Raw genomic sequence first — 21,367 nt, forward strand, 5'->3', positions numbered from 1 at the left:
TTCCACGCCCGCAGCGCCAACCTCGCCTACCAGAACAAGCCATCTTCGCTACCTGGGAAGGCCCGACGCATCCTCATGGGGAACAAGGGGAACTCAATGTCGTTCATCGGCCGTGACATGGCTATCGACCTCGGGACTGCCAACACGCTGGTGTACGTCAGGGGGCGCGGCATCGTCCTGAACGAGCCGTCCGTCGTGGCCATCAACACCAACACCGGCGGGATTCTGGCGGTCGGCTCCGAGGCCAAGAAGATGATCGGGCGCACGCCGGGCAACATCGTTGCCGTGCGGCCGCTGAAGGACGGCGTGATCGCCGACTTCGAGATCACCGAGCGGATGCTCCGCTACTTCATCCTCAAGATCCACAAGCGCCGCTACCTGGCCCGCCCCCGTGTCGTCGTCTGCGTGCCCTCCGGTATCACCGGGGTCGAGCGCCGTGCCGTCATCGAGGCGTCCACGCAGGCCGGCGCGCGCCAGGTGCACATCATCGAGGAGCCCATGGCCGCCGCCATCGGCTCCGGCCTCCCGGTCCACGAGGCCACCGGGAACATGGTCGTCGACATCGGCGGCGGCACCACCGAGGTCGCCGTGATCTCGCTCGGCGGAATCGTCACTGCCCAGTCGATCCGCACCGCCGGTGACGAACTGGACAACGCGATCATCCAGCACATCAAGAAGGAGTACTCGCTCCTCCTCGGTGAGCGGACCGCCGAACAGATCAAGATCACCATCGGTTCGGCGTTCGACCTGGAGAAGGACGAGCACACCGAGATCCGTGGCCGCGACCTGGTCTCCGGGCTGCCCAAGACGGTCGTCATCTCGGCCGCCGAGGTCCGCAAGGCCATCGAGGAACCGGTCAACGCGATCGTCGACGCCGTGAAGACGACGCTCGACAAGTGCCCGCCCGAGCTGTCCGGCGACGTCATGGACCGCGGCATCGTCCTCACCGGCGGCGGCGCGCTGCTGCGCGGTCTGGACGAGCGGCTGCGCCACGAGACCGGCATGCCGATCCACATCGCCGAGGACCCCCTGGACTCGGTGGCGCTCGGCTCCGGCAAGTGCGTCGAGGAGTTCGAGGCGCTCCAGCAGGTGCTGGACGCCCAGCCCCGTCGCTGAGACGGGCAGGACACCACCCCGATCCGGCGCGCGGACCGCGGACGCTGCGGCTCCGCCCGCCGGATCGTTGATATAGATCGTTGCTGTACACGTATCGACGTACGCAGGTGCTGACGTACAGACAGCCACGCATACACAGGCACGAACATTCCGACGAGGAAGGCACGGCCGCCGCACGTGAGGGACACACGAGAGAGCCGGCTGCTCCTGGTGCTCTTGATCGCCATCGCATTCGCCCTGATCACGGTGGATATCCGAGGCGGCGAGGAGTCACCGGTCGACGGCGCGCGGCAGGCCGCGGCCACCGTCTTCGGGCCGGTCGAGAACGGCGTCGCGGCCGCGGTCGACCCGGTGGGCAACGCCATAGGCGCGGTACGGGACTCCGGCAACCGGCACGACCGGATCTCCACGCTGGAGCAGGAGAACGCCGCGCTGAAGGCCAAGCTCGGCAGTGACGACCGCACCAACAGCCGGGTCCGCCAGCTCGACGCCATGCTGAAGAACGCGGGCGCCGGCCAGTACGGCATCAAGGGCGCCGAGGTCATCGCCATAGGAGCGGCCCAGGGCTTCTCCTGGACGGTCACCATCGACGCCGGGGCCGACGACGGCATCCGCCGCGACATGACCGTCCTCAACGGCGAGGGACTGGTCGGCCGGGTCACCACCGTCGGCCCCAGCACCGCGACGGTCCTGCTCGCCAACGACCCCGACTTCACCGTCGGCACCCGGATGGAGAAGACCGACGAGCTCGGCTTCGCCACCGGCCAGGGCTCGCGCCCGCTGTCGGTGCAGTTCCTCAACGGCAAGGCGAAGGTGAAGGCCGGCGACCGGCTGGTCACCTTCGGCTCCAGCAAGGACAAGCCCTTCGTGCCCGGCGTCCCGGTCGGCGAGGTCGTCCGCGTCGACCCCTCCGGCGGCGAACTGACCCGGACCGTCTACGTGAAGCCGTACGTCGGGTTCACCAAGCTCGACATCGTCGGCGTCGTCGTCCAGGCCCCCCGCCAGGACCCGCGCGACACGGTCCTGCCCAAGCAGCCCGTCAAGACGAAGCCGAAGCCGACCCCCACGGTCACCGTCACGGTCCAGCCCAACGGCGACCTCGTGGACGGCTCCGGCAAGGTCGTCGGCAACATCAACGAGGAACCGGGCGGCGCCGCCGCCGGTGACGCGGCAGGCGATCAGCAGGGCAACGCCCAACCCGACAACGCGGCCAACGACCAGGAGTAGAGCTGATCCCCATGCGCATCAACCGGACTCTGCTCTCCATCGCCCTGGTCGTCGTCGCCCTCGTCGTCCAGGTCTCCGTCCTCGCCCGCCTCCAGCTCCCCGGCGCCGTCCCCGACCTGCTGCTCCTCACCGTCCTCGGACTCGCCTTCGTGTACGGGCCGGTCAGCGGCTCCCTCATCGGCTTCGGCGCGGGCCTCCTCGCGGACCTCGCCCCGCCCGCCGACCACGCCGCCGGGCGCTACGCCCTGGTGCTCTGCGTCATCGGCTACCTCGCGGGCCTGGCCCGGCCGGAGAACGGGCAGCTGAAGTCTGCGTTCGCCCCGATGGCCGTGGTCGTCGCCGCCGCGATCGGCTCGACCCTGCTGTACGCGGGCGTCGGCGCGCTCGTCGGCGACACCGCCGCCCGCCATGTGGGCCTGGGCAGCCTGCTGTTCACGGCCGCGATCTACGACCTGCTGCTGGCGCCCTTCACGGTGCCGCTCATCATGGCGCTGGCCAGACGCACCGAGAACGACCCGCTCGCCGATGCCTCCTCCGGCGGCAGCGACGTCGCCGCCGGCTGGCTCGCCTCCGGCACCGGGCTGCGGATCGGCAACCAGCGCGGCGGCCTGCGCGTGAAGGCCGCCCGCAACCGCGCCGCCCGCGCGGGCAGGATCAAGGGGGTCAAGCGACTGTGAAGCCGTACGCGACAGAGGACGCCGGGGGAACCGCGTGAGCAACATTCCCGAGACCGGGCGGACCCAGCGGGTCCAGATCCGGCTCATCGTCATTCAGGTCCTCGTCTTCTCGCTGCTGCTGACCCTCGGCGGCCGCCTCTGGTACCTCCAGATCCGCAACGGCGACGAGTACACCGCCGAAGCCGCCGGCAACGGCGTGCAGCAGGTCGTCCAGCCCGCCGTGCGCGGCTCGATCCTCGACGCCCGCGGCGTACCGCTCGCCGACAACGAGACCCGGCTCGTCGTCTCCGCCAGCCGCACCGAGCTGCTGAAGATGAAGGACGACGGCGTCGGCGTCCTCACCCGGCTCGCCGACGTCCTGGACATGAAGGTCCAGGACGTCCGGGACAAGGTCCGCCTCTGCGACTCCAAGACCCCCCAGCCCTGCTGGAACGGATCGCCCTACCAGCCGATCCCGGTCACCGACGAGGCCACCACCCAGCAGGCCCTCCAGATCCGCGAGCGCGCCGAGGACTTCCCCGGCATCACCGCCGAACCCACCGCCGTACGCCGCTACGCCGCACCGGGCAAGGCGAAGACCGCACAGGTCCTCGGCTACCTCTCGCCCGTCACCGACGACGAGATCCAGCAGGCGCTGGACAGTCCGTCGCCCTATCTGCGCTCCGACCAGGTAGGCCGCTCCGGCCTTGAGCGCACGTACGACAAGGAGCTGCGCGGCAAGGCGGGCGTCACCCGCTACGAGGTCGACAACCTCGGCCGCGTCATGGGCGAGGCGGAGAACGACCCGGCAGTGTCCGGCTCCAGCCTCGTCACCAGCCTCGACGCCCGCGTCCAGGCGGTGGCCGAGTACGAGCTCAACCAGGCGATGAAGACCGTCCGCCAGGAGACCGACAAGATCACCGGCCGGAAGTACGAGGCCGACTCCGGCGCCGTCGTCGTCATGGAGTCGAAGACCGGCCGTGTCGTGTCGATGGCCTCCCAGCCCGACTACGACCCCAACGCCTGGGTCGGCGGTATCTCCGGCAAGGAGTACGCCAAGCTCACCAGCAAGAAGTCCAACTACCCGCTGCTCAACCGGGGCATCCAGGGCCAGGCGCCCGCGGGCTCGATCTTCAAGGTGGTGTCGGCGAGCGCCGCCGTGCGCGGCGGCCACGCCTTCAACGACCTCTACGAGTGCAGCAGCTCCTACAGCCTCGGCAACCAGACCTTCGCGAACTTCGAGTCCCAGGGCCACGGCCCCATCACCCTCGGCGACGCGCTCAAGTACTCCTGCAACACCGTCTTCTACCGCCTCGGCCACGACGAGTGGGTGAAGGACGGCGGCATAAAGCCCAAGAAGGACGCCAAGAACTGGTTCTACCGCACCGCCCGTGACTTCGGGCTCGGCGCCGAGACCGGCATCGACCTGCCCAACGAGGTCAAGGGCCGCATCCCGGACCGCGAGTGGAAGCAGGACTTCTGGAAGGCCAACAAGGACGCCTGGTGCAAGGAGGGCAAGAAGGGCGGCACCTACGTCCAGCAGATCGCGTACGAGAGCTGCCTCGAAGGCAACCAGCTCAAGGCCTACGACAGCATCAACTACGCCATCGGCCAGGGCGACGTGCTCGTCACCCCCATCCAGATGGCCAGCGCCTACGCCGCCATCAGCAACGGCGGCACCCTCCACGAGCCCACCGTCGGCAAGGCCGTGATCAGCCCCGACGGCAAGAACGTCCAGGAGATCAAGCCCAAGGTCAGCGGCAAGCTGCCGGTCAACTCCCAGACCATCAAGGACCTCGACAAGGGTCTGCGCTCGGTGGTCGAGGGCGGCACCGCCGCCTGGCGGTTCGGCGGCTGGCCCCAGGACAAGATCCCGATGCGCGCCAAGACCGGCACCGCCCAGGTGTACGGCAAGCAGACCACCGCGTGGTTCGCGACCTACACCGACGACTACACGATCGTCATGACGATCTCCCAGGGCGGCACCGGCTCCGGCGCCGCCGGGCCCGCCGTCCGCAAGATCTACGACGCGCTCTACGGCCTCGACGCCGAGGGCAACCAGGACAAGAAGAGGGCCTTGCTGCCGAAGCCCCAGAAGGCGCTGCCGAAGATCCAGCCCGACGGCTCGATCTACGCGCCGAAGGTCAAGCCGTACGACCCCAATCCGGTCACGCCCGAGGAGCAGCCCGGGGGACAGGAACCCCAGCTGCCCCTGCAGCCCGGTGGCCAGCCCGGACTCACCGGGTCACCGGCGTCGACGGGGAGGCAGCCGTAATGGCAGGTGGATTCTCCGTCTCCCGGTACAGCCCCGACGAGGGCTCCTGGGCCAAGCTGACCGCCCGCGACTCCCTCGTGCGGCGGCTGGACTGGCCGCTGCTCGGGGCCGCGCTCGCGCTCTCGCTGCTCGGCTCGCTGCTCGTGTGGTCCGCGACCCGCAACCGCGATCACCTCACCCAGGGCGACCCGTACTTCTTCCTCCTGAGGCACGCCCTCAACACCGGCATCGGTCTCGCCCTGATGATCGGCACGATCTGGCTCGGCCACCGCACCCTGCGCGGGGCCGTCCCGGTCCTCTACGGCATCTCGGTGCTGCTGGTCCTGGCGGTCCTCACCCCGCTCGGCACCACGGTCAACGGCGCCCACGCGTGGATCAAACTCCCCGCCGGCTTCTCGATCCAGCCGTCCGAGTTCACCAAGATCACCATCATCCTCGTGATGGCGATGCTGCTGGCGGCCCGTGTCGACGCGGGCGACCAGGCCCACCCCGACCACCGCACCGTCGCCAAGGCGCTGGGGCTCGCGGCCATCCCCATGGCCATCGTCATGCTGATGCCGGACCTCGGCTCGGTGATGGTCATGGCCGTCATCGTCCTCGGCATCCTGCTGGCCTCCGGCGCCTCCAACCGCTGGGTCTTCGGCCTCCTCGGCGCGGGCGCGGGCGGAGCCGTCGCCATCTGGCAGCTCGGGCTGCTCGACGACTACCAGATCGCCCGCTTCGCCGCCTTCGCCAACCCCGCGCTCGACCCGGCGGGCGTCGGTTACAACACCAACCAGGCCCGTATCGCGATCGGTTCCGGCGGGCTCACCGGCACCGGGCTCTTCGAGGGCACCCAGACCACCGGTCAGTTCGTGCCCGAGCAGCAGACCGACTTCGTCTTCACCGTCGCCGGCGAGGAGCTGGGCTTCCTCGGCGCGGGGCTGATCATCGTGCTCCTGGGCGTCGTCCTGTGGCGCGCCTGCCGGATCGCCCGCGAGACCACCGAGCTGTACGGCACGGTCGTCGCCGCCGGGATCATCGCCTGGTTCGCCTTCCAGTCCTTCGAGAACATCGGCATGACGCTCGGCATCATGCCGGTCGCCGGACTGCCGCTGCCCTTCGTCTCCTACGGAGGATCCTCGATGTTCGCCGTCTGGGTGGCGATCGGCCTGCTCCAGTCCATCAGGGTGCAACGGCCGATGTCCGCCTGATCCGGGGCGGTCGCGGGTAGGTGTCCGTACATGGCGGACACCAAGCGCGAGATCGAGCGGAAGTACGAAGCCACCGACGACACCCGGCTGCCCGACCTGACCCGGGCGGCCGGGGTCGACCGGAGCGTCCACCGCGGCCTGACCGAGCTGGACGCCGTCTACTACGACACCGCCGATCTCCGCCTCGCCGCCGACGCCCTCACCCTGCGCCGCAGGACCGGCGGGGCCGACGAGGGCTGGCACCTGAAGTTCCCCGTCGCCACCGGCATCCGGGACGAGCTCCACGAACCCCTCGCCGACGCCCTGCCGCGCCCGCTGGCCGCCCTGCTCCGCTCCCGCGTCCGCCACGCGGAGCTCGCTCCCGTCGTCCGGCTGCTCTCCGCCCGTGACGTCCACCACCTCACCGCAGCCGACGGCACCCTCCTCGCCGAGGTCAGCGTCGACCGGGTACGCGCCGAGCGGCTCGCGGGGGAGGGGACCGGCACCACGGCCGCCTGGGCCGAGATCGAGGTCGAGCTCGCCGACGACGGCGACCCCGCCGTCCTGGACGCCGTCGAGAAGCGCCTCCGCAAGGCCGGGGTGCGCCCCGCGAAATCCGCCTCCAAGCTCGCCCGCGCGTTGGCGGAGACGTCGCCCGTACGGGACGGGAAGGGGCCGAAGAAGAACGCGCCGCGCACCGCGGGCGACCACGTCCTCGCCTACGTACGCGAACAGATCCGCACGATCGTGGACCTCGACCCCGCCGTCCGCCGCGGCCTTCCCGACTCCGTGCACAGGATGCGCGTCGCCACCCGCCGGCTGCGCAGCACCTTCAAGACGCACCGCAAGCTCCTCGACCGCGAGGCCACCGACCCCCTCGGCGCGGAGTTGAAGTGGCTCGCCGCCGAACTGGGCCTCGACCGCGACCAGGAAGTCCTGGACGGACGGATCGGCGCCCGCGTCGAGGCCCTGCCCGCCACCCTGACCCTCGGCCCGGTGCGCGGCCGCCTCCGCGCCTGGTCCGCCGCCCGCCGCACCGGATCGCGCCGCAGGATCATCGACGTACTCGACGGGAAGCGGTATCTGGACCTCCTCGACGCCCTCGACGCGCTGAGCGCCGACCCGCCCCTGCGCCCCGCCGCCGGCCAGGCACCGGAGAAGGCCCTGCCCCGGGCGGTGCTGGGGGACTACGAGAGGCTCGCGCGCCGCATGGAGCACGCCCTGGAGCACCCGCCGGGCCCCGAGCGGGACGCTGCGATGCACGAGGCCCGCAAGGCCGCCAAGCGCGCCCGGTACGCGGGCGAGGCGGCCCGGCCCGCGCTCGGCAAGCCCGCCAAGCGCTTCGCCAAACGTGTGAAGGCCGTGCAGACCGTCCTTGGCGACCACCAGGACAGCGTCGTCGCCCGCGAGGCCCTGCGGGCGCTCGCGATCCAGTCGCACGCGGCGGGCGAGACCGCGTTCACCTGGGGACTCCTGTACGGGCAGGAGGAGGCCGCCGCCGAGGCCCGGGAGCGCGAGCTGCCCGAGGTCTGGGCCCGCGCCTCGGCCCCCGGACTGCGCGCGGATCTGAGTCACTGAGTACCGGGGTACGCTGGATGGTCACCCCTGCCGGCTCACGAAGGTTCGCGAGATGTCTGCCGCATCGGTCTTCCCACAGCTCGAAGCTCTGCTCCCGCATGTGCAGAAGCCCATCCAGTACGTCGGCGGTGAGCTGAACTCCACCGTCAAGGAATGGGACAGCTGCGACGTCCGCTGGACCCTCATGTACCCCGACGCCTACGAGGTCGGACTCCCCAACCAGGGCGTCATGATCCTCTACGAGGTGCTCAACGAGCGCGAAGGCGTCCTCGCCGAGCGCACGTACAGCGTCTGGCCCGACCTCGAAGCGCTGATGCGCGAGCACAACGTGCCGCAGTTCACCGTGGACAGCCACCGCCCCGTCGGCGCGTTCGACGTCTTCGGGCTGAGCTTCTCCACCGAGCTCGGCTACACCAACATGCTCACCGCCCTGGACCTCGCGGGCATCCCGCTGGAGTCCAAGGACCGTGACGTCGACCACCCGATCGTCCTCGCGGGCGGCCACGCCGCGTTCAACCCCGAGCCGATCGCCGACTTCATCGACTGCGCGGTCGTCGGCGACGGCGAGCAGGCCGTCCTGGAGATCACCGAGATCATCCGCGCCTGGAAGGCCGAGGGCCGCCCCGGCGGTCGCGACGAGGTGCTCTTCCGGCTCTCGAAGACCGGCGGCGTCTACGTCCCGCGCTTCTACGACGTCGAGTACCTCCCCGACGGCCGCATCGGCCGTGTCGTGCCCAACCGGTCCGGCGTGCCGTGGCGGGTCTCCAAGCACACGGTGATGGACCTCGACGAGTGGCCCTACCCCAAGCAGCCCCTCGTCCCGCTCGCGGAGACCGTGCACGAGCGGATGTCGGTGGAGATCTTCCGCGGCTGCACCCGCGGCTGCCGTTTCTGCCAGGCCGGCATGATCACGCGCCCCGTGCGGGAGCGAAGCATCACCGGCATCGGCGAAATGGTCGAGAAGGGCCTCAAGGCCACCGGCTTCGAGGAGGTCGGCCTCCTCTCGCTCTCCTCCGCCGACCACAGCGAGATCGGCGACATCGCCAAGGGCCTCGCCGACCGCTACACCGAGGACAAGGTCGGCCTCTCGCTGCCCTCGACACGCGTCGACGCGTTCAATGTGGACCTGGCCAACGAGCTGACCCGCAACGGCCGCCGCTCCGGCCTCACCTTCGCCCCCGAGGGCGGCTCCGAGCGCATGCGCAAGGTCATCAACAAGATGGTCTCGGAGGAGGACCTGATCCGCACGGTCGCCACCGCGTACGGCAACGGCTGGCGCCAGGTGAAGCTGTACTTCATGTGCGGCCTGCCCACCGAGACCGACGAGGACGTCCTCCAGATCGGCGACATGGCGGTCAACGTCATCGCCAAGGGCCGCGAGGTCTCCGGCCAGAACGACATCCGCGCCACGGTCTCCATCGGCGGGTTCGTGCCCAAGCCGCACACCCCCTTCCAGTGGGCCCCGCAGCTCAGCGCCGAGGACACCGACGCCCGGCTGAAGAAGCTCCGCGACAAGATCCGGGGCGACAAGAAGTACGGCCGCTCCATCGGCTTCCGCTACCACGACGGCAAGCCCGGCATCGTCGAGGGCCTCCTCTCGCGAGGCGACCGCCGCGTCGGCTCCGTCATCCGCGCGGTCTACGAGTCCGGCGGCCGCTTCGACGGCTGGCGCGAGCACTTCAGCTACGACCTCTGGATGAACTGCGCGGAGAAGACGCTGCCCGAGTTCGGTGTCGACGTCGACTGGTACACCACCCGCGAGCGCACCTACGAAGAGGTCCTGCCCTGGGACCACCTCGACTCCGGCCTGGACAAGGACTGGCTCTGGGAGGACTGGCAGGACGCGCTCGACGAGACCGAGGTCGAGGACTGCCGCTGGACCCCCTGCTTCGACTGCGGCGTCTGCCCGCAGTTCGACACATGGCCACAACTGAGCGAGAGCGGTAAGAAGATGCTCCCGCTCACGGTAAAGAAGCCCTAGTGACCAGCGGAGATGCCGTCCGGCGGATGGCTGAGGCGCTGGCCAGCACGGCCGACGCTGAGCGCGCCGAGATTCTTCGAGGGCTCGGGGCGAAGGGGCGTGAGCAGCTTCCTCGCCCATCGCGGCGCACGCCGCTCCCTGCCCCTCGGCAAGACGCGCACATCGTCTCTGCCGTGGAGTGGATCTAGGTAAAGGGCGTCCGGCCTGACATAGAGCCGGACGCCTTTTGCGCTCTCTGGGCATCACCGGCCTCTGGCCGAACCGTGGTGGACATGCCCTCTTGACCAGCACCGCCCCGGAGGGCGAGGGTCGTGCAACCAGGCGCAACGCGCTCGACAGGGAGGGACCTCATGGCCTTACGGTTTGTTGGCAAAGATCCTGAGTCCGGAGATCACGGATCACCTGCTGTGTGGGTGGACCAGGAGTCGAAGGATCTTGTGATTCAGGGGTGGACAGCAGACGAGCAGACCACGGGTGAAAGCTCGCAGGATGTGCTGATCCCTGGGCATGAGTCGGTGATCAGGGTTCCGAAGCGGATGATCCCGCTTCTCAGGGAGGAGCTTCGTGTCGCAGAGTCTGACTGACTTCTCTGACCTCATCAGGTCAGTGCGGGAGTCAGCCGTGCATCTTGAGATGCGCGATGGGTACGGCGTTGAGAACGAGATCGAAGGCTTCACCGCATGGAAGCAGGGGCACCGGCTCAACCCGGAGGACAAGGGTTCTTGGTGGCGTCCCTGGCTGGACCTCGTTCAAGAGGTCACCGCTAAGGGCGTTGTGATCCGACGTGCCCGCATCGTCTCGGAGCCGGTCAGTGATTACATCGCCTTCGAGCACTCGGGCACCTTCACCAACGTCGCGGCCGGAGAGCAGATCCGTTGGCTGCCCCGTCGCGGTGCGTCCGACCTTGCCTTGCCCGGCAACGACTTCTGGCTGTTCGACGGCAGGTTGGTCCAGTTCAACATCTTCGACGGGATCGGCCGATGGGTTCACACCGACCAGACGGAAGATCCTGATGTAGCCACGCTGTGCGCGTCGGCGTTCGAAGCGGTGTGGGAGCGAGCCATCCCGCACGAGAAGTACGCCGTCTGATTCCTGACCGGTCAGCTCATGCCTTCCTCCCCACTCTCCAGCGCCCAAGCGGCGCGAGCCGCTGTGGCTGCCCGCTTGCAGGGGCTCATGCAAGACGCTGGGCTCACTGGGCATGAGCTGGCTGCTCGGTGCGGATGGCACAAGTCGAAGTCGTCGCGGATCGCACGCGGCAAGACGCCGCCCTCGGACGCTGACATCCGTGCTTGGTGCGTTGCCTGCGGGGCCGATGACCACGCTGCCGATCTGATCGCTGCGTCCCGCAACGCGGAGTCGATGTACGTCGAGTGGCGGCAGATCCACCGTGACGGGATGCGGCGAGTTCATGAGCAGACTGTCCCGCTGTACCAGCGGACCCGCTCCTTTCGCGTGTACGCCTCGAACGTCATGCCGGGGATGCTCCAGACACCCGGTTACGCGACGGGACTTCTGCGGTCCATCACGACCTTCCAGGGAACCCCGGACGACGTAGCCGACGCGGTGCAGGCTCGGACCCAACGGTCCCGCGTGATCCGGGAGGGGGATCATCGGTTCGCGCTGGTACTCGAAGAGACGGTTCTCTACTACCGGGTGAGCGACGATGCCGCGATGGCGGCGCAGCTCGAACACGTGCTCTCGGTGATGAGACAGCCGAACGTATCCCTCGGCATCATCCCCGCGCGTGCTTGTCGAACCGTCTGGCCGCTCGAAGCCTTCTACGCCTTCGACGACAACCAGGTAGCGGTGGAGACCCTCACGGCAGAGATCAACCTGACCACACCCGGCGAGATCAGTACGTACCTTCGAGCCTTCTCCGAGCTGTCCCGATCGGCCGTGCGCGGAGCCGAAGCCCGCGCCCTGATCGTGAAGGCCCTCGACGCTCTCGGGTGAACTTGTGCAACCGCGTGCAACAGCGTGGACCCCTCGCAACGCTGCTCCCTACGGTCTGTACATCGACATCAGAAGCGGGACGGGAAGGCGTGCGGTGTGAGCGAGAGGCAGACGACCATGACCGGACCGGTACACCTGACCCTTCCCCATCCACCCCCGAAACCGGCGGCTGGCTGTGGTGTCTGTGAGGCGCTGGCCGGACAGCGCCAGGCAGCACGGGACAGGGGCGACCTGTCGGCCGCGACGGATGCCGATGTGGAGATCAACAACCACCCGCACAAGACGCGGCGGCCAAGGTGAGCCGGTCCGTGATGCGGTTCGTGAAACACCGGATCACTCAACACCCGGACACTGACGTGACCTTCGAGGCGGAGTGCCTCACCCACGGCTGCGACTGGAAGGCGGCACCCTCGACGGACGGCGCGGCCGTTGATGTGGAGTGCATGAGCCACACGGGGCGCTCCTCCCATGCAGGGTTCCGACGGCTCTGTACGGCGTTCGCCATGGTCGAGCGCATCGAGTAACCAGAGACCCCCGGCGCATCGAAGGATGGCGAGCACCACATGACCAGAGGTGCGCCGGAAGGGGCGCAGCGTGAGCGACATGCGCCCCTGTGCTGGCCTCTGTCGACTCCCCCGTAGTCGACGGAGGTCGGCATCGTTACGCCCGTCAGGCGGCGTTGTGCGCGCCTTGCATGACAGAAGCCCCCGGCGTCGAGCCGAGGGCCGTCCGCAGGCTCTACGTCAGTTGCAGTCGACGCTATGCAGTCCGTCCATGACCGGATTGACCTCAGTACCCCTGACCAGCAGGGTGCCGCCGTCCTGGCTCCAGCGCAGCTCGTACGCGCCCTCGGTAATGGGACGGTAGCCGTCATCGGCCCGCCAGGAACCCGACGGCCGCCAGGCGATGCCGATCGGGCCCACTGCGTACACCTCGCCGTGGCCGGCGAACAAGAACGACGTCTCCCGCACAACGGCTGTGCAGCTGTACGGGCCTGTGGGGTGGAGAACGTGGTAGTCCGAACTGAGGTCGCCCAACACGCCGAAGGCACTGCCCAGTCCGGCTGCGGCCACCAGCAAGCCACGTATGAATCGTGGCAGAGTCCGGCGACGCGATGTCGTCCGGTCAGCCGTCAACCGGTGCCGCACGGCAACGACTCGCATGAGGACCAGCGACACGAAGAGCAGGGTGGCGCTCACTGCCCAACTAGGGATCACGCGCCCCAGGACGACGAGCAACATGCTGCTCCAGCCCGCAGCGACGGCGAGGAGTAGGCACCCCGTGGCGATGACCGTGGACAGGTCTGGTCGTGTCACTCGTTTGGTACGAGGTTGCTCCGTTTCCATCAGCGCACCCTATGACCTCGCCAACTGGGCTGGGTGTGGAGTGAGAACAGGATCACGATGCCGCTGACCAGCTCGGTCCGTGCCGCGTGGCCACACCAGGGTGCCGCGACGGGCCTGATCATCACCGTCCGACTGCGGCCTGCATCGAGGAATTTCAGCGAGCAGGTCTGTCCCTCGCCCGAGCAGGGGGAGATCCAAGGAGGCCCATCCGGGGCCTGGCTGTGCTGCCGTGCGCCTGCATCAGGCGCTCTCTCCAAGGTGCCGGTACAAAGTGGCGCGGGAGACTCCCAGCGCCTTGGCTATGGCGCTGACGCTTTCTCCCTTGGCGTGCCGTGCACGCGCTGCGGCTAGCTTGTCGTCGTCTATGACCGTGGGACGCCCACCGTGTCGGCCCTGACGGGCCGCAGCGTCCAAGCCTTCCAACGTCTTCTCCCGGATGCCTTCCCGCTCCACCTCTGCACTCACGGCCAGGACGGCGAACACGATGGCTCCCGCGCCGTTCGGGTCGTACACACCTTGGAGGGGACCGGAGAGCAGTTCCAGTTGGATGCCGTCCGCCTGAAGGGTGGACGACAGGGACATCAGCTCTGCCGCACTACGGGCGAGACGCTTCATCTCGACCACGGTCAGGATGACCGGCTGGTTGGGAGCGGCTGCCTTGATCTCCCGTGCCAGGGTGAGCGCCTTCTCAAGCTCCGGCCGTTCCTTCACGCGGGTGCTGATCTTCTCGGAGAACACGCGGGTGCACTGCGCCCCGGTAAGGGCGTCCAACTGCGACTGGAGTTCCTGCCCCACGGTCGAGCATCGGGCGTAGCCAAGCCGGATCGCTGCGCCCGGTATGGCGTGGGGTGCCTGTGCCACGGGTGCGCCTGCCGTCCAGGACTTGCCGGGGTTGCGGTCGGCCGGAGTCTTCACGGTCAGTTCCGCCTTGAGCACGGGCACCAGGGCGAAGCGGCAGGCACGTCGGAGTCGGGGAGGTCGTCGATGAGGTAGCCGTCGTACACCGCATCGCCGGAGAACAGCACCCCGGTACGCTCCTCCAGCAGGGCGATGCTTCCCGGGGAGTGGCCCGGTAGGTGAAGGACCGTCAGCGTACGGCTGCCCAGGTCGATTCGGTCCCCGTCGTCGAGCTGGCGGCTCAGTGACACCGCTTGAACCCGATATGTCCGCGGGTCGTACTCGGGATAGGGAAGACTCTTGATCAGCAGGTCCGGGACAGGCTCATCCCCCGCGTCAATGCCCAGCTTCGCGTAGAGCTCGGCACCGTACAGACTGGCAGGGACACCCTCGGCCAGGGTTGCGGCTTCGGCAGGGTGGCCGGCCCGCTCACGGAACTCGTGAGCCCCGCCTACGTGGTCCAGGTGCGCGTGGGTGAGAACTACCAGCGGGTCACGTTCGAACATGCGTGGGATCTCCCCACGCAGGGCAACGACGCCAAGCCCGGCATCGACGACGATGTCGCGGTCGGTTCCACGCAGCCACCACAGCTTTGCTGACACCAGCGGGCCGACGCGGGGTTCCGAGATCCGAACCAGATCACTGCCCAGCTCCAACTGCTCGTACCAGTCGCTCATGTCGCGCAAGTGTGCCAGCTGCCGCTCTCTCGGGTTCCGCCACGGCGGACCAGATGGATTGAGACTGAGGGCGACATTCACACGCCACGGGCTGGATCAGTTGAGATTTCGGCTCGCCACTCGTCTCAAATGATCTGGTCGTTGCAGGTCATGACAACGGCCTCGGGCCAGATCATCTGAGACGGGACACCCTTCGTCAGCCTGCCTGTGCTGGCCAGCGTCGGCCGCTGTGCGCCTGCCTCCCGGCCTGCTGGCCAGTGCTCGACCGCAGGCGGACAGTCGCCCTGTCGGGCGTCATGGTCGGCGCGCAGAGCCGTACGTCAGTCGACGGCAGGCGGAGGCGGCGGGGCAGGGCAGGCGACGGCGAAGGGGTGGGGGTATGACCCCCGAAGGGGGCAAGGTCGGATCGCCTCGTCTTAGCAGCTCAAATCCTGCCACGGTTTCAGGGTCTTTCAGGCTGGCCCTGACCCTCCGGTCGACTGCGGGATAGTGTCAGGTCACAGGCTTACTCGTGCCCTACTGGCAACGGCGGAACAGTGCAGAGAGTGAAGCCTTTCGCCCTACGTCTGGAGGCTTCGCCAGGTGGCCGCGTAGCGGCCCAAGAGAGCTAGGGCCTTTCGTTTGGATCATGCCGGGGCTCGCGTGCCCCGGCACGCGCATCTGCGGCGTTGTCGTCAATCACCAACTTCCCCAAGCTCTCGGCTTCGCTCGAGCAGGGGAGACCCCATTCGCGTTGCCTCAATCCTCCGCCTTGCAGCTGCACGCACCGGACCCCGCTCCCTGACCCGACCTGATCCAAACGAAAGGCCCTAGCCGCCTACTCCTGGGGCTTCCCTCTTGTCGGCCCTCTGGGCCGCACTGGTGAAGCGGCTTCCGACTGTGGCGGCGGAGCCGCCCACTGCTGCTTACTCCTTCGCCGTAGCTCTACTCCATGGGGGCGCTGCCGGGCCCTACCTCCCTTCGCCAGTGACAGGCTTGAGACTGTGCAGTTCTCCAGTGGTCTGCGTGCTGGTCGGCCGGAGGCCGCCAGTGCCAGAGGGCTGACGTACTTACTGAGGGAGGAGCGAGGCTTGCCGAGCGGAGCGAGGTAGCTGGTGGTGGTAGTTCTTCCTATAAGGGGGCGTCCCCACCACCACCACGACTCAGGCGGTCTCGGCAGGCTTCCTGACCCACCGCCCGTCGACGCGTTCCAGCGCATCTCTGAGCTTGGCCCGTACGGCCTCGGGACTCTTGCCTACGATGCGCGCGTAGCGCTTGGACAGCGGCGCGTACGTCGCCTCTTCCGGCTGTTCCTCGACGATTCGTGCGATGAGGTCGGCATCCCACGGTTGTGCCTTCGGGAGACGGCTGACGACCTTGAGTCCGGGCTCTGCCCGCTCCCAGATGGGGACCTCGCTCGACTCGTCGGCGCGGCGGACGGTGACGCTCAGGTCCAGTTCTTCCCTGGCCCGGTTGCTCGCTGTCTGGAGTCGCCTGCCGTGCTTCCCGGAGTTGCGCAGGGCGATCAGCCCACGTGCACCGGCACCGATGGCCCGTCCGCCGATCGGGGAAGAGGCGACGCTCATACCTTCCCCTGTCCCTTTCGGGGTGTGGGTGACGAGCAGGGTCGGGATGCCCGCCTCGCTGATCGGCCGCAAGCTCCGCATGATCCGCTGCGCCGTGACGGATGAAGCGATGTCCTCGCCGGGGGCGAGAGCCCCGATGATGTTGTCCAGCACGAACAGGCCCGGCCTCATGTCTGCCAGGTCCGCAGCGATGCCCGCCCAGTAACCGGAGTCGCCGGGGTCCTCGATGGGGAAGATAGTCACCGCATCGTTCGGCACGGCGCCGTGCAGCCGCTCTTTCAGTTCCTCCGGTGCGCCGTCGTCGGTCACGCCGAACACGATGTGGTCCAGCTTCCGGAGCACGGGCAGTCCGAGGAACGTGGGCTCACGGTTGAGTAGGGCTATGCCCATGCCCGCGCTGAGCAGGGTCTTACCTGCCTTCGGTTCCCCGGACAGGACGGTGGTCCGGGTAGTGAGGAGATCCCCGATGAGGAACGCATCCTCGTAGGGGACGCGCTCGATCTGGTGGAGCTGTCGCCCCGTGTCCTTGATGGCTCCCACTGGGTAGCCGCCTTTCCTGCGCGGCGGATGCTGGTCCGCCCTTGGTCCCCGTCGAAGCGGGGGTCATGGACTCCTCTCTGAGAGGCGCTGGAGGGTGTGCCGCCGGTCAGGCGGGAACGTCGTTGGTGCCGTAGTTGTGCGCGTGTCCATCGATGAGGGGCGACGCGCACGCCTCGCAGGTCCAGACGATTTCGCTCGTGATGTTCAAGGGTTCGCGACTCCTGTCGGTGGAGCGCAGCACGTAGCCACGGCTCGGCGGTTGGAAGTCGCGCAGTTCCGTCCTGCGCTTCGGGAGTCCCTCGACGTCCCTGCGAGCCCCTCGGGATCGCGGCCTCTCGCGGAGTGGCCAGCTCTACCACCGCTGAACGGTGGGAGCTACGGTCCCCGCCTCCGTCAAAGAGCGGGGAGGTATTCCTACGTGGCGGGTTGCTCGGCTGTCAAGCCGAGCCCCACCCTGTCCTTGCTGTCAGAGCTTCGCTGCAAAGTCGTCGCTCTTGATGACGAGCCGTTCGCGTACGTCACGGGGAATCTTGAGACGCAGATGCACGGAGGGTGCACGCACGCCCTTGACCTTGGTGCGCGTCACCTCGCATGTAATGCCGACGCGGCGGAGGTCCTCGGCCATGACCTCCATGCCTCCGGACTCCCATGCTTCACGGAACGTCTTGCCGTTGTGGATCAGGGTCCATCTGTCCTGCGTGGTCTCAGGATCGATCGCGCTCAGTTCCTCCGAGAGCCTGTCGAACGTCTTCTCTGCCTGCTCCTGAGTGAACCGCGTTTTCGTGTAGCGGCCTCCCGGTTCAAGTCCCTTCATGTAGTAGGCGATGGCCTCTTCGAGCCGCTTCACTTCGGCGCGAGCCTCAGCGCCCTGGGCGTACTCGCGTACTTGCACGGGGAAGTCGCCGAGCACCCGCAGTACGTCGCCCACCAGCACGTCGTACACACCCTGTGGGTCCGGTGCGCCGAGCCCCCCGCTCTTGCACTTCTGGCACCGGAGGTATCGGTACTGGCCGAACTTGTTGGACGTGACGTGCACCGTCATGTTGGACGTGCAGTCGGCGCAGACCAGTACACCGAGGAACTGCGTCGCGCCGTGCGTCTGACGCTGGGGCTGGTTCTTGCCGCGCCGGTCGATGGCCTCTTGCAGTTCGTTGTACTCGTCCTCAGTGAAGATCGGTTCGGCCACCCTGATCGGCTTGCCATCGTGTCCGAGGATCAGCTTGGAGCGACGCACACCCTTGTTCTTGTTCTCCTCCACTCGGTAACCCATGAGTGCCGGGTTGCGGAGGCGACGGAGGAGAGTCGTCGTGGTGAGCCCTGCGGACATGAGCCCGGACCGGACGAGACACACAGCCATGCGCCGGGCGGACACTCCCCGCAGCGCCATGCGGCGCGCCCACTGCAACGCCTTCTGTGCGACAGGGTCGATGGCAAGCGCCGATCTTCCGTTCACCTTCGTCGTGACGAAGCCGTATGCGGGCTTGCCCACGAGCCACGCGTCCTGAGTCCGCGTGTAGTCCCAGAGCGACGCGACGCGGGTCGACGTGTTGGCCGCTTCGATCTCGGCGATACCCCCGATGAGCGTGACCATCATCCGGCCGACAGTGGATTCGAGGTCGATCGAGTCGTTCTTCGATGCCAGGTTCTTTCCGTACCGCTGGCACCACTCGATCATGGTCGAGAGATCCGACATGCGGCGGATGAACCGGTCGAGCTTCCAGAAGAGCAGAGCATCGAACTCGGGCGCTCGGTTGTTCAGCCACTCGCCGAGTTCCTTACGCTTCCACGGCGGAACCTTCGTTGCCGAGACGTTGAGGTCGGAGGCGACGCCGACGACTCGGTACCCCTTGTCCCTGGCCAGTAGGCGAAGGTCGAGTTCCTGCCGCACCGGCGAGGTGGTGTCCTCCGTTAGTACGGACAGGCGGATGGAGAGCAGAGCGCGCGGGGCGTCCGCAGGAAGTAGAGCCTCCGCCTCCTTCGACTCCTTGAGCAGGGCCAGGTCCGAAGCGGTCCACTCGGCGTCGATGTCGTACGTCTTCATGGCTCGGAGGGTAGCGATGGATCTAGCCATGTGTCCATCTGCTCGCAGCTCGACCTGGACATCCAGATCGGCCCGACGGGCAAGGAGCTCCTGCCGCTCAGCGTCGTGAACAGGTAGCGGTCTCCGAACAACCCGCAGGCCCGGCCCGGCAACCCCGGACCGGGCCTGCGGCGTCTTAGACCACATGGACTACGGCAAGCACCAGGCCCCTCAGGGGTACGAACCGGGCGAAGGCATTCTGACGACGCTGATCAGAATCCCGGTGCGGATCGTGGTACTGGTGCTCGTCCTGCCCGTCCGCATGGTCTGGGACGCGCTCACCGCGCTCTGGCACGCCGCCGACCGCGTCCTGCTGCGCCCCCTGGGCCGGGCCCTGGCGTGGCTCTTCGATACCCTCGTACTGACCCCGCTGACCTGGCTGTTCACCCGGGTCGTCGCCCCTCTCGGCAAGGCCGTCACCTGGCTGGCCGTCGCCCTGCTCATCTGGCCCTGGATCGGCCTGTGGCGGTACGTCGTCGTCCCCGTCGCCCGTTACGGGATCGCCGCGCCGGCGGTGTGGCTGTACGAGTCCGTCCTCACCCCGCTCGGCCACGGTCTGCGGTGGATCGGCACCGCCCTGATCGCCCCGGCCGCGCGCGGCCTGGGGGCCGGACTGACCTGGCTGGTCACCATGCTGCTCGTCCGGCCGGCGGCGGGTCTGTGGCAGTACGTGATCGTGCCGGCGGTGCGCTACGGCCTGGTCGTCCCGGTGGTGTGGCTGTACGGGAACGTCCTCACCCCGCTCGGCCACGGCACGGCCTGGGTCCTGGGCACGCTGTGGCGGGGCACCGCCTGGATCCTGGGCAAGCTCTGGCGGGGGATCGCGGCCACCGCACGCGGGCTGGGCGCGGCGGTGGCGTGGCTCGTCATGACGCTGCTCGTCGCGCCCCTCTCCTGGACGTACCGCCGGATCCTCGCCCCGGCCGGCCGCGAGATCGCCGCCGCGTTCGAGGTCACCTGGCGGATCGCCGGATACCTCTCCCGGGCCGTCGGACGGGCCATCGCCTGGCTCGCGTGGCACCTGATCGGCGCGCCCGTCTCCTGGGCGTACCGCACCGTGTGCACCCCCGTCGGCCACTTCGTGCGCCACTCCGTGTGGGTCCCGGCCCGGCGCGCCGCCGCCGAGGCGGGCCGGGCCGCCCGCGGGGCCCTCGCGACCGCCCGGGAAACCGTGCGCCAGGCCCGCCGCGACGCCTGGCGGGCCCTGGTCGGCTCCCCGGACGGCGCACGGTCCCGGGAACCGCTGGGGATCCCTGCGCGTACTCTGGGTAGTACAACGACTGTCCCCAGCGCGGTGCAGGCAACCGAGAGCGCCCCGCTCGGCGAGAAATTCGTCAAGCGGGTGTGAGCCGGAGCGGCACCCCGGGGCCACCCCGCATTTTGTGGGCGGTGCGCCACCGCGCCCGCCCCGCACCGAGGAGAAGAACCACTGGGCAAGCGACAGCCCGAAGGCCCGCCGCCCGCACCGGCAGTGCAGCGCATCCGCCTGCGCTACACCAAGCGCGGCCGCCTCCGGTTCACCAGCCACCGAGACTTCCAGCGGGCCTTCGAGCGGGCACTGCGCCGCTCCGAGGTGCCGATGGCGTATTCGGCGGGCTTCACCCCCCACCCCAAGGTCTCCTACGCCAATGCCGCACCCACCGGCACGGGCAGCGAGGCGGAGTTCCTGGAGATCGCCCTCACCGAGACACGGGACCCCGAGGTTCTGCGCGGACTGCTCGACGCGTCCATGCCGACCGGCCTCGACATCATCGACGCGGTGGAGGCCCGCACCTCGGGTCTCGCCGAACGGCTCACCGCCTCCGTCTGGGAGCTGCGCCTGGACGGCGTCGACCCCGAGGAGCTCCGGGCGGCCGTGGCCGCCTTCAACGACGCCGAGGCCGTCGAGGTCCAGCGCAAGGCCAAGAACGGCATCCGGACGTTCGACGCCCGTGCCGCCGTCGCCGACCTGCGGGTCGTCGACGATCCGGCCGATAGGCCGGGCGAGCGGCCCTGTGCGATACTGCGCCTGGTTGTTCGGCACGTGACACCTGCCGTGCGACCCGACGACGTCCTGTCCGGTCTCCGAGCTGTGGCCGACCTGGCGCCGCCCGTCCCCGCCGCGGTGACGAGGCTGGCGCAGGGGCTCTTCGACGAGGAGTCCGGCACGGTGACCGACCCGCTCGCGCCTGACCGCGAGGCCGCCCCGACCGCGCATTCCGCGGTCGCCGGGGCAGCCGTCGCGACGGCGCCGGAAGGTGCAGGTTCCGCGTAAGGCGGTCGTTGTAGCGCAGCCCTCCGACTCGGGAGCCACCTGGGTCG

At 68.6% G+C, this 21,367-nt stretch carries 17 protein-coding genes; 12 read left to right on the forward strand and 5 right to left on the reverse strand.

Features of this window, described 5'->3' with window-relative positions:
• Window positions 1–96 precede the first annotated feature (96 nt).
• From ACIQPT_RS19695 to ACIQPT_RS19740, 10 genes are all read left to right on the forward strand, one after another.
• The gene (locus tag ACIQPT_RS19695) at window positions 97–1,116 is read left to right on the forward strand and encodes a rod shape-determining protein (protein WP_007448937.1); all 1,020 of its coding nucleotides are present in this window, start codon (window positions 97–99) and stop codon (window positions 1,114–1,116) included.
• A gap of 177 nt (window positions 1,117–1,293) precedes the next feature.
• Window positions 1,294–2,343, forward strand: coding sequence for a rod shape-determining protein MreC (gene mreC / locus ACIQPT_RS19700; protein ID WP_401157165.1), 1,050 nt, complete (start codon window positions 1,294–1,296; stop codon window positions 2,341–2,343).
• Window positions 2,344–2,354: 11 nt separating this feature from the next.
• Window positions 2,355–3,020 carry a rod shape-determining protein MreD gene (gene mreD / locus ACIQPT_RS19705; protein ID WP_401157166.1) on the forward strand — a complete coding sequence of 222 codons (666 nt, stop codon included), beginning with the start codon at window positions 2,355–2,357 and terminating at the stop codon, window positions 3,018–3,020.
• Window positions 3,021–3,054: 34 nt separating this feature from the next.
• Window positions 3,055–5,274, forward strand: a complete 2,220-nt coding sequence (mrdA, locus tag ACIQPT_RS19710; protein WP_401157167.1) for a penicillin-binding protein 2 — start codon at window positions 3,055–3,057, stop codon at window positions 5,272–5,274.
• Window positions 5,274–6,467 (forward strand): rod shape-determining protein RodA, encoded by a 1,194-nt coding sequence (gene rodA / locus ACIQPT_RS19715; protein ID WP_401157168.1) that lies wholly within the window; start codon window positions 5,274–5,276, stop codon window positions 6,465–6,467. Before mrdA ends, rodA begins: the two co-directional genes overlap by 1 nt.
• Window positions 6,468–6,497: 30 nt before the next feature.
• A complete protein-coding gene (locus ACIQPT_RS19720; protein WP_401157169.1) occupies window positions 6,498–8,024 on the forward strand; it encodes a CHAD domain-containing protein in 1,527 nt (508 codons plus the stop codon).
• Window positions 8,025–8,076: 52 nt separating this feature from the next.
• The gene (locus ACIQPT_RS19725) at window positions 8,077–10,005 is read left to right on the forward strand and encodes a TIGR03960 family B12-binding radical SAM protein (RefSeq protein WP_401157170.1); all 1,929 of its coding nucleotides are present in this window, start codon (window positions 8,077–8,079) and stop codon (window positions 10,003–10,005) included.
• Between the two features lie 564 nt (window positions 10,006–10,569).
• Complete coding sequence (locus ACIQPT_RS19730) at window positions 10,570–11,094, forward strand: DUF6879 family protein (protein ID WP_401157171.1); 525 nt, start codon at window positions 10,570–10,572, stop codon at window positions 11,092–11,094.
• An 18-nt stretch (window positions 11,095–11,112) separates the two neighbouring features.
• Window positions 11,113–11,961 (forward strand): helix-turn-helix transcriptional regulator, encoded by an 849-nt coding sequence (locus tag ACIQPT_RS19735; protein ID WP_103516208.1) that lies wholly within the window; start codon window positions 11,113–11,115, stop codon window positions 11,959–11,961.
• Between the two features lie 356 nt (window positions 11,962–12,317).
• Window positions 12,318–12,485, forward strand: coding sequence for a hypothetical protein (locus tag ACIQPT_RS19740; protein ID WP_401157172.1), 168 nt, complete (start codon window positions 12,318–12,320; stop codon window positions 12,483–12,485).
• Window positions 12,486–12,704: 219 nt separating this feature from the next.
• Here ACIQPT_RS19740 and ACIQPT_RS19745 read toward each other — a convergent pair whose 3' ends face one another.
• The 5 genes from ACIQPT_RS19745 to ACIQPT_RS19765 form a co-directional block, all read right to left on the reverse strand.
• Window positions 12,705–13,202, reverse strand: a complete 498-nt coding sequence (locus ACIQPT_RS19745; protein WP_401157173.1) for a hypothetical protein — start codon at window positions 13,200–13,202, stop codon at window positions 12,705–12,707.
• Window positions 13,203–13,547: 345 nt separating this feature from the next.
• Window positions 13,548–14,243 (reverse strand): recombinase family protein, encoded by a 696-nt coding sequence (locus ACIQPT_RS19750; protein WP_401157174.1) that lies wholly within the window; start codon window positions 14,241–14,243, stop codon window positions 13,548–13,550.
• Window positions 14,225–14,881: an MBL fold metallo-hydrolase gene (locus ACIQPT_RS19755; RefSeq protein WP_401157175.1), complete on the reverse strand. Its 657-nt coding sequence runs from the start codon at window positions 14,879–14,881 to the stop codon at window positions 14,225–14,227. The genes ACIQPT_RS19750 and ACIQPT_RS19755 overlap by 19 nt, the downstream gene beginning before the upstream one ends.
• Window positions 14,882–16,023: 1,142 nt before the next feature.
• Window positions 16,024–16,986, reverse strand: coding sequence for an AAA family ATPase (locus tag ACIQPT_RS19760; RefSeq protein WP_401157176.1), 963 nt, complete (start codon window positions 16,984–16,986; stop codon window positions 16,024–16,026).
• Between the two features lie 466 nt (window positions 16,987–17,452).
• A complete protein-coding gene (locus tag ACIQPT_RS19765; protein WP_401157177.1) occupies window positions 17,453–19,027 on the reverse strand; it encodes a recombinase family protein in 1,575 nt (524 codons plus the stop codon).
• A 184-nt stretch (window positions 19,028–19,211) separates the two neighbouring features.
• Between ACIQPT_RS19765 and ACIQPT_RS19770 the strand changes: the two genes are divergently transcribed.
• Window positions 19,212–20,414 carry a hypothetical protein gene (locus ACIQPT_RS19770; protein ID WP_401157178.1) on the forward strand — a complete coding sequence of 401 codons (1,203 nt, stop codon included), beginning with the start codon at window positions 19,212–19,214 and terminating at the stop codon, window positions 20,412–20,414.
• 123 nt (window positions 20,415–20,537) lie between these two features.
• The gene (locus ACIQPT_RS19775) at window positions 20,538–21,320 is read left to right on the forward strand and encodes a TIGR03936 family radical SAM-associated protein (RefSeq protein ID WP_401157179.1); all 783 of its coding nucleotides are present in this window, start codon (window positions 20,538–20,540) and stop codon (window positions 21,318–21,320) included.
• The last annotated feature ends 47 nt before the right edge of the window (window positions 21,321–21,367 follow it).

The organism is Streptomyces sp. NPDC091289, from assembly GCF_044757365.1.
Classification (GTDB): domain Bacteria; phylum Actinomycetota; class Actinomycetes; order Streptomycetales; family Streptomycetaceae; genus Streptomyces.

Coding starts and splice junctions, on each gene's coding strand:
- ACIQPT_RS19695 (WP_007448937.1), top strand. CDS start 97: ATGTCGTTCATCGGCCGTGACATGGCTATCGACCTCGGGACTGCCAAC.
- mreD (WP_401157166.1), top strand. CDS start 2,355: ATGCGCATCAACCGGACTCTGCTCTCCATCGCCCTGGTCGTCGTCGCC.
- rodA (WP_401157168.1), top strand. CDS start 5,274: ATGGCAGGTGGATTCTCCGTCTCCCGGTACAGCCCCGACGAGGGCTCC.
- ACIQPT_RS19720 (WP_401157169.1), top strand. CDS start 6,498: ATGGCGGACACCAAGCGCGAGATCGAGCGGAAGTACGAAGCCACCGAC.
- ACIQPT_RS19725 (WP_401157170.1), top strand. CDS start 8,077: ATGTCTGCCGCATCGGTCTTCCCACAGCTCGAAGCTCTGCTCCCGCAT.
- ACIQPT_RS19735 (WP_103516208.1), top strand. CDS start 11,113: ATGCCTTCCTCCCCACTCTCCAGCGCCCAAGCGGCGCGAGCCGCTGTG.
- ACIQPT_RS19745 (WP_401157173.1), bottom strand. CDS start 13,202: ATGTTGCTCGTCGTCCTGGGGCGCGTGATCCCTAGTTGGGCAGTGAGC.
- ACIQPT_RS19755 (WP_401157175.1), bottom strand. CDS start 14,881: ATGAGCGACTGGTACGAGCAGTTGGAGCTGGGCAGTGATCTGGTTCGG.
- ACIQPT_RS19765 (WP_401157177.1), bottom strand. CDS start 19,027: ATGAAGACGTACGACATCGACGCCGAGTGGACCGCTTCGGACCTGGCC.
- ACIQPT_RS19770 (WP_401157178.1), top strand. CDS start 19,212: ATGGACTACGGCAAGCACCAGGCCCCTCAGGGGTACGAACCGGGCGAA.